The 8,673-nt window shown below is 70.8% G+C and carries 6 protein-coding genes and 1 pseudogene; 4 read left to right on the top strand and 3 right to left on the bottom strand.

Translation table 11 applies throughout. The features are described 5' to 3' along the window. The 4 genes and pseudogenes from F1599_RS06160 to F1599_RS06145 all read left to right on the top strand — a co-directional run. Window positions 1-525: pseudogene (locus F1599_RS06160) on the top strand (hypothetical protein); the annotation flags it as partial. Window positions 526-650: 125 nt separating this feature from the next. After that, entirely contained in the window at window positions 651-1,949 is a 1,299-nt protein-coding gene (locus F1599_RS06155) for a beta-ketoacyl-[acyl-carrier-protein] synthase family protein (protein WP_150082548.1), read from the top strand. Further along, window positions 1,946-2,755: a beta-ketoacyl synthase chain length factor gene (locus F1599_RS06150; protein ID WP_150082531.1), complete on the top strand. Its 810-nt coding sequence runs from the start codon at window positions 1,946-1,948 to the stop codon at window positions 2,753-2,755. Before F1599_RS06155 ends, F1599_RS06150 begins: the two co-directional genes overlap by 4 nt. A 62-nt stretch (window positions 2,756-2,817) precedes the next feature. Further along, the gene (locus F1599_RS06145) at window positions 2,818-3,273 is read left to right on the top strand and encodes a hotdog family protein (protein WP_150082547.1); all 456 of its coding nucleotides are present in this window, start codon (window positions 2,818-2,820) and stop codon (window positions 3,271-3,273) included. 285 nt (window positions 3,274-3,558) lie between these two features. On the opposite strand, the gene fahA is transcribed toward F1599_RS06145, so the two are convergent. From fahA to F1599_RS06130, 3 genes are all read right to left on the bottom strand, one after another. Next, entirely contained in the window at window positions 3,559-4,839 is a 1,281-nt protein-coding gene (gene fahA / locus F1599_RS06140; protein ID WP_150082530.1) for a fumarylacetoacetase, read from the bottom strand. Window positions 4,840-4,981: 142 nt separating this feature from the next. Next, window positions 4,982-6,310 (bottom strand): homogentisate 1,2-dioxygenase, encoded by a 1,329-nt coding sequence (hmgA, locus tag F1599_RS06135; RefSeq protein WP_149316221.1) that lies wholly within the window; start codon window positions 6,308-6,310, stop codon window positions 4,982-4,984. A gap of 72 nt (window positions 6,311-6,382) precedes the next feature. Further along, entirely contained in the window at window positions 6,383-8,647 is a 2,265-nt protein-coding gene (locus tag F1599_RS06130; protein WP_150082529.1) for an FAD-dependent monooxygenase, read from the bottom strand. Window positions 8,648-8,673 lie beyond the last annotated feature (26 nt).

Here is an 8,673-nt window from a genome sequence, read left to right as displayed (position 1 = left end):
GACCGCCCCGCGCAGGAGGCGCTGCTGCGCGACGCGCTGCGCTGCCTGGCGCCCGGGGGCCGGTTGCTGATGCGCGTCGGCGACGCCAGCGCGGGCTGGCGGGCCCGCTACAGCCGCGCGGTCGATCGCGTGGTGCAGTGGCTGCGCGCCGGCCGCACCAGCCCGCTGACCTGCCGGCCCGCCGACGAATGGCGCGCGCTGCTGCGCGGCATGGGCATGACGCTGCGCGAGGTGCCACTGCCGCGCGATGCGCATGGCGCCAATGTGCTGATGGTCGGCACGCTCGATGCGGTGGATGCGGTGGATACGGTGGATGCGGTGGATGCAGTCGAGGCGGTCGGTGCCGTCGGTGCGGCCGATGCGCTCGATGCTTCGGGCGCGCCCAAGGGGCAGGCCGGGCGGGCCATGCAGGCCGCGCAGGCCGAGCCCGGCACCGCGTCCCGAGAGGCGGCGGCACGCTCCTCGGGCACGACCTCCGCCGCGGCCTCCACCACCGCCTCCACCGGCGAGCTGGAGCCGCTTTGATACAATCGCGCCGCCCATCGGTGCCCGCCACCGACCGCAACGCCGGCAACCCCGGCCGCCCCCGCAATATCGGCGACGCGCCGCAACGCGCCGCAACGCATCCCGATCGTCCGCTGTCCCCGTCCGTGTCCGCCCTGCAGTTCTCCCATTTCACCGTCACCAGTTGCCTGGGCCATGGCCTGGCCGCGACCTCCGCGGCCTTGCGCGCCCAGCGCAGCGGACTCGCGCCCTGCCGCTTCGGCGACGTGCGGCTGCGCACCCATGTCGGCGAGGTCGCCGGCGTCGACGACGCCCCGCTGCCGGCCGAATTCGCCAGCTTCGACTGCCGCAACAACCGGCTGGCGCGGCTGGCGCTCGAACAGGACGGCTTCGCCGAGCGCGTGCGCGAGGCCATCGCGCGATATGGCGCCCACCGTATCGGCGTGTTTCTCGGCACCAGCACCGGCGGCATCCTCGAGACCGAGCAGGCCTACCGGCGTCGCGATCCCGCGACCGGCGCGCTGCCGCCCGACTTCGACTACGCGCACCGGCACAGCCCGTTCTCGCTGCCGGCCTTCGTGCGCGCGTACCTGGGCCTGACCGGTCCGGCTGCGGCGATCTCGTCGGCCTGCTCGTCGGGCGCCAAGGTGTTCGCCTCGGCGCGCCGGATGATCGGGGCCGGGCTGATCGACGCGGCGCTGGTGGGCGGCGTCGATTCGCTGTGCCACACCACGCTGTACGGCTTTCACTCGCTGGAGCTGGTGTCGGCCGAGCCCTGCCGGCCCTACGATGCGCGGCGCAACGGCATCTCGATCGGCGAAGGCGGCGCGTTCGGGCTGCTGGAACGGTTGCCCGAATCTTTGCCCGAATCTTTGCCCGAATCCCTGCCCGAATCACTGCCCGAATCACTGCCAGGCTCCGGCGCGGCGGCGCTGCCCGACGACGCGGTGCTGCTGTGCGGCGTCGGCGAATCCAGCGATGCGCATCACATGTCGAGCCCGCATCCGGACGGACTGGGCGCACGGCTGGCGATGGAGCAGGCGCTGGCCGACGCCGGACTGACGCCGGCCGACATCGACTACATCAATCTGCATGGCACCGCGACGCCGAGCAACGACGCCGCCGAGGGCAAGGCCGTGCTCGCGCTGTTCGGCACGACGCCCTGCAGCTCGACCAAGGGCGCGACCGGCCATACGCTGGGCGCGGCCGGCGCGATCGAGGCGGTGATCAGCGCGCTGGCGCTGCGCGAGGGCTGGCTGCCGGCCGGCATTGCCGATACCGAGCTCGATCCCGCGCTGCCGGTGGGCTATCTGCTGCGCACCGGGACGGCCGATGCCGGCCATCGCCTCCGCTACGCGCTGAGCAATGCCTTCGGCTTCGGCGGCTCCAATTGCAGCCTGCTGTTTGGCCGCGCCGACGCGCATTTGCAAGGCGCACGGTCATGACGGCGCCGGTGTTCGTCGAAGGGATCGGCCTGCTCGGTCCGGGACTCACGGACTGGCAGCAAGGGGCGGCAGTGCTGCGCGCGGAGACTCCCTATTTGCACGCCGCCACCGCGTTGCCCGCGCCGGAAGGGCTGCCGTCGGCCGAGCGCCGGCGCACCGGCCCCGCGGTCAAGCTCGCGCTCGCAGTGGGCCGGCAGGCGATCGCCGCCAGCGGACGCGATGCCGCCACGCTGGCAACCGTGTTCAGCGCCTCGGGCGCGGACGGCCACAACTATCACGCGATCTGCGAATCGCTGGCCGGCGACGATCCCATGATCTCGCCGACCCGCTTCCACAACTCGGTGCACAACGCACCGGCCGGCTACTGGAGCATCGCGACCGGCGCGATGGCGCCGTCCAACGCGATGTGCGCGCACGACGGCAGCTTTGCCGCGGGCCTGCTCGATGCCTACAGCCAGGTGCTGGCGACCGGCTCGCCCTGCGTGCTGATCGCCTACGACACCGACTATCCCGAGCCGCTGCGCAGTGCGCGGCCGATTCCCGATGCGTTCGGCCTCGCGCTGGTGCTGACGGCCGAGCCGGGTGCGGCGACGCTGGCGAGCCTGCGGCCATCGCTGGTGCTCGAAGGCGAAGCGCCGACACCGACGCCGATGGCCGATGCCGCGCTGGAAGCGCTGCGCGCCGCCATCCCGGCCGCGCGCGCCCTGCCCTTGCTGCAAGCGCTGGCACGCGGCGACGACACCACGGCGGTGCTCGATTATCTGGACCCGCTGCGGCTGCGCGTCGAGGTCGCGCCATGGCGGTGAACGACGCCCACGACCCGAACGACGCCAACGACGCCCGGGACGTCGACGCGTCGTCGGCCGCCATGCCGCCCGGCACGCCGGTCCGGCGCGACTGGATCGCCGCGCATATCCCCCATCGCGGCGCGATGTGCCTGCTCGACGAGGTGATCGACTGGGATGCGCAGCGCATCCGCTGCGAGGCACGCAACCACACGTCGCCCGAGCATCCGTTGCGTGCCGAAGGAAGGCTGGCCGCGCTGTGCGGCATCGAATATGCGGCGCAGGCGATGGCCGTGCATGGCGCGCTGCTGCGCACCGGCGCCGCGGCCGCGCCGAGCCTTGGCTATCTGGCCAGCGTGCGCAAGGTCGCGATCCTCGTCGAGCGGCTCGATACCGTAGCGGGGGCGCTGACGATCGAGGCAGAACGCATCGGCGGCGACGATCGACAGGTGCTCTACGAATTCTCGCTGCGTGGCGGCGGCGCCGTACTGCTGACGGGCCGCGCGGCGGTGGTGCTGGACGCCACGCCGGCCGCTTAGGTCCGGCACGGCACGGTACGTCCGCCTGGGTCCGGCGCGGTACGGTACGGCCGATCGAGCAGGGGTACGGTGCGGCCCGCGCCGGCCCGGTCCCCCGCGCGGCGGTCCGGCCCCGGCTTGGGTGGCGTTGCTTCGGCGGTCCGGGCCGGCTTGCGCGGCGTTGCTGCGCGGCGGTCCGGGCCCGGCTCGCGTGGCGTTGCTGCGCGGCAGTCCGGGCCCGGCTCGCGTGGCGTTGCTGCGCGGCAGTCCGGGCCCGGCTCGCGTGGCGTTGCTGCGCGCGGGCGATCAGCCCTCGATCTTCGGTGCCGGCAGCACCTCGCCGCTGACCTCGCCGAAGCCGATGCGATAGCCATCGCCCTGGCACCAGCCGCGCATCACCACTTCATCGCCGTCCTGCAGGAAGCCGCGCTCCACGCCGCCGGCGAGCTTCAGCGGCTCGTTGCCGTTGCGGGTCAGTTCCAGCAGGCTGCCGTACGAATCCGGCGTGGTGCCGCTGATCGTGCCCGAACCCATCAGATCGCCGACGCGCACATTGCAGCCCGACACCGTGTGGTGGGCCAGCTGCTGCGCCATCGTCCAGTACATCGCACGGAAGTTGGTGCGGCTGATCGGCTCGGCGCGCTCGGCGTCCTGCGGCCGCAGCGCGACCTCGAGTTCGATGTCGTAGGCGTTGCGCGCCGACTGGCGCAGATACGGCAGCGGCTCGGGCGATTGCTCGGGGTTGTCGCGGCGGAACGGCTCCAGCGCTTCCATCGTGACGACCCACGGCGAGATCGAGGTGCCGAAGGTCTTGGCATTGAACGGCCCCAGCGGCACGTATTCCCACTGCTGGATGTCGCGCGCGCTCCAGTCGTTGAGCAGCACCATGCCGAACAGATAATCGTCGGCCTGGTCGACGCGCACCGGCACGCCCAGGGCCGAGTCCTTGCCGACGATGAAGCCCATCTCCAGTTCGTAGTCGAGCTTGCGGCAGGCGCCGAAGATCGGCCGCGCCTCGTTCGGCAGCTTGATCTGGCCGTTCGGGCGGCGGATCGGCGTGCCGCTCACCACCACCGAACTGGCGCGGCCGTTGTAGCCGATCGGGATTTCCAGCCAGTTCGGCAGCAGCGCGTTGTCCGGGTCGCGGAACATGCGGCCGACGTTGGTCGCGTGCTCCTTCGACGAATAGAAATCGGTGTAGCCGGGAATCTCGACCGGCAGATGCAGGCGGGCTCCGGCCATCGGCACCAGCGCGCGCTCGCGCAGCGCGGCGTCGTCGCGCAGCGTCGGCGTGTCGGCCGCCAGCAGCTCGGCGAGGCGCTGGCGCGTCTCGCGCCAGACAGGGCGGCCCAGCGCGATGAAGCGGTTCAGCACCGGCGCGGCGAAGGTGCCGCGGGTCGCGGCCGGCAGCAGGCCGGCTTCGTCCAGCACCGACAGGTCGACGATGCGGTCGCCGATGGCGACGCCGACGCGCGGGGCCTGCGAGCCGTGCGAGAACACGCCGTAGGGCAGGTTCTGCAGCGGGAAATGGGTGGCGGCGTCGTTGGCCGATTCGATCCAGCTGCGGGAGGATTGGGCTTGGGTCATGGATGCAATGCGTTGGACGGGTTCTGTGTTCTGAGGTCGCTGCGTTCGCTGTGTTCGCTGCGTTCGCTGCGTTCGCTGCGTTCGCTGCGTTCGATACCGGCGATACGTGCGATAGGTGGTGCGATGCCGGGCCGCGCGATCGTCAGCGCTGATTCGGGTTGAAATGCTTTTTCAGCCCTTGCCAGCAGTGCTGGTAGTCGGACTGCAGCGCGGCCGATTCGGCGGCGTAGCGCGTGGGCCGGATCACCGTCGGCGTTTCGAACATGAAGGCCATCGTGTCGGAGATGCGGTGCGGCCTGGTGGTGTCCGCCTCGGTGGCGCGCGCGAAGGTCTCCGCATCGGGGCCGTGGCCGCTCATGCAGTTGTGCAGGCTCGCGCCGCCCGGGGCAAACCCTTCGGCCTTGGCGTCGTAGACGCCTTCGATCAGGCCCATGAACTCGCTGGCGATATTGCGGTGGAACCAGGGCGGGCGGAACGAGTGCTCCATCGCCAGCCAACGCGGGCCGAAGATCACGAAGTCGATGTTGTCGACGCCCTCGGTATCGGACGGGCTGTGCAGCACCAGGAAGATCGACGGGTCCGGATGGTCGAAGCTGATCGAGCCGATCGTGTTGAAGCGGCGCAGATCGTATTTGTACGGTGCGTAGTTGCCATGCCAGGCCACCACGTCCAGCGGCGAATGATCGATCTTCGCGCGCCACAGATTGCCCTGGAACTTGGCCACCAGCTCGAAATCGCCCTCGACGTCCTCGTACCAGGCCACCGGGGTCTGGAAGTCGCGCGGATTGGCCAGGCCGTTCGAACCGATCACGCCAAGGTCGGGCAGCTTCAGCAGCGCGCCATAGTTTTCGCAGATATAGCCGCGCGCCTCGCCGTCGAGCAGCTCGACACGGAAGCGCACACCGCGCGGCACCACCACGATCTCCTGCGGCTCGACCTCGAGCACGCCCAGTTCGGTGGCCAGGCGCAGCCGGCCCTGCTGCGGCACGATCAGCATCTCGCCGTCGGCGTTGTAGAAGAACCGGCCCTGCATCGAGCGGTTGGCCAGGTACAGGTGGATGCCGCAGCCGACCATCGCCTCCGGGCCGCCGTTGCCGCCCATCGTGACGATGCCGTCGATGAAGTCAGTGGGCGCATCGGGCATCGGCAGCGGGCTCCAGCGCATCTGGTTCGGCGACGGCGCGACGTCGTCGAAGCGGCTGACGATGCGCGATTGCTCGATCCTGACGAAGGACTCGTGCATCGCCGCCGGGCGGATGCGGTACAGCCACGAGCGGCGGTTGTGCGCGCGCGGCGCGGTGAAGGCGGTGCCCGACAGCTGCTCGGCGTACAGGCCGTACGGCGCGCGCTGCGGCGAATTCTGTCCGACCGGCAGCGCGCCCGGCAGGGCCTCGGTGGCGAACTCGTTGGCGAAGCCGGACTGGTAGCGCAGCGCGCCGGCGTCGGTATCTTGGCGTAGTGCTTGGGTCATGGTGGTCCTGACAGAGGTTCTGAAAAAGTTCTCGGAAAGGTTCTCGGAGAAGGATGGGCTGGGGTGATCGGCTTACGCCGGCACCGGAATCGGCACGGCGGCGTCCGCTTGCGGGTCGGGGACCGCGGGCGGCACGGCGGCGCGCGCGAGCGCCATCGCCTGGCGCAGCACCGCGGTGTCGCCGATGTGGTTGGCCAGCAGCAGGATCAGCTGCGCGTCGGCGGCCTGGCTTTGCGCATCGCTCAGATCGCGATGCATCTCCAGCAGCGACTCGTAGACGTCGTCCGGCTGCGCGAGATTGGGTTCGGTGACGAGTTGCGCGGCCGGCGGCTGCGGCTCGGCCGGCGCCGCACGCCATTGCACGTCGAGCATGCCGAGCGCGCGGCGCAGCGCGGTCAGCAGCGCGTCGTGCTCGGCCTGGCGCCAGCGTGCGCAGACGTGCTGGTCGGGGCGCAGCAGATAGCAGGTGCCGGGCTGGCCGTCGTAACGGCGCGCGGCCAGTCCGTCGATGTCTTCGAGGATTACCGCGCCGCGCGGCAAAGTCGGCGTTGGCGTCGGCGTTGACGTTGGCGTCGGCGTCGGCGTCGGCGTTGACGTCGGCGTGGCCATGAGCGTTGGCGAGGACGTTGGAGAGCACGTTGGCGTGGGCTGCGTCGATGGCGTCGATGGCGTCGGCGGCATCACGCAGACCACCTTGACCGGCACCGGCGCGGCGCTCAGTTGTTCCAGCGCCGCGCACGCCGCCGGCAACAGGCCCCGAGCGTCGGCGAACACCAGCGCGGTGAAGTCGCTGCCGAGATGCGGCAGCAGCCAGCCCTCGCCCCGCGCCTCGTTTCCCTGCCTTGCCGTGCCCTGCCCTTCCTCGCCCATGACGCGCACCGGCGCATCGGCGCAGACCGCACCGGGCACCATCGCGCCGCCGAACGCCGCCGTATCGGGCGTGTTCAGCGGCGACGGCGTCAGCACGGTCGGCGTCGACAGCCGGCCGCTGTTGACCAGCTGGCGCGCGAACGGATGCTGGCGCGCGAGCCGCAGCACCGCATCGCGAAACACGCGGCTGGTGGCGCTCTTGGGCGTGATGAAATCGGTCGAGCGCGTCGAATGCAGGATGTTCTCGTCGGCAGCGTATTCGCGCTCGCTGGCATAGGTGTCGAGCAGCGCGTCCGGCGCCAGCCCGGCCAGCACCAGCCGCAGCTTCCACGCCAGGTTTTCCGCGTCCTGCACGCCGCTGTTGGCGCCGCGCGCGCCGAACGGCGAGACGCGATGCGCCGCGTCGCCGGCGAACAGCACGCGGCCGTGGCGGAAGCGCTCCATGCGCTGGCACGAGAAGGTGTAGACGCTGACCCATTCGAGCTCGAACTGCGCGTCTGGCCCGAGCAGCGCGCGCAGGCGCGGCAGCACGCGTTCGGGCTGGCGTTCCTGTTCGGGATCGGCATCCCAGCCCAGCTGGAAATCGATGCGCCAGATATTGTCGGGCTGCCGGTGCAGCAGCACCGACTGGTTGCGGTTGAACGGCGGATCGAACCAGAACCAGCGTTCGGCCGGGAAGCCGGCGGCCATCCGCACGTCGGCGATCAGGAAACGGTCGCGGAAGGTCCGGCCCTGGCTTTGCAGCCCCATCAGCTGGCGCACGGGACTGCGCGCGCCGTCGGCCACCACCACGTAGCGCGCCGCCATCGTGTAGTCGCCCTCGGGCGTCGATACCGTCAGCACGACCCGATCGGCCTCCTGCCGCAGGCCGCTGACGCGATGGCGCCAGCGCAGTTCGAGACCGGGCAGTTCGCCCGCGCGATCGACCAGGTAGCCCTCGACGTAGTACTGCTGAAGATTGATGAAGGCGGGACGATGGTGGCCGCTCTCGGGCAGCAGATCGAAGCTGTAGACCTGCTCCTGGTCGAAGAACACGCGGCCGACGTGCCAGCGCACGCCCTTGTCGACCAGCCGCTCGCCGCAGCCGAGGCGATCGAAGATCTCCAGCGTGCGCTTGGCGAAGCAGATCGCGCGCGAACCGCTGGCCAGCGTGCAATCGTCATCGAGCAGCACTACCGGCACCTGCTGCTGGGCCAGGTCGATGGCGGTGGCGAGGCCGACGGGACCGGCGCCGATCACGACCACGGGCCGCAGCGGCGCTTGCACATCCGCTTGCACCCCGGGTTGCACGCCGGGTTGCATATCCCCTTGCACGCCCCCTTGCAAGCCCCCTTCCACGTCAGCCTGCACGCCCGCCTGCTGTTCCGCGCAGCGACGGTAAGCAAAGGTGCGGGCCGCGTAGTGGGCCGGATCCGTGCCTCGGTCCTTTGCCGGATCGTTCTCGCTTGCCTGAGCTGGGGTTTCCATGTCGTCTCCATCCCGCCGCCGCGCCC

The sequence above is a fragment of the Cupriavidus cauae genome (assembly GCF_008632125.1).
In the GTDB taxonomy this organism is placed as follows: Bacteria; Pseudomonadota; Gammaproteobacteria; order Burkholderiales; family Burkholderiaceae; genus Cupriavidus; species Cupriavidus cauae.
This window is presented reverse-complemented; position numbering and strand designations above follow the sequence as displayed.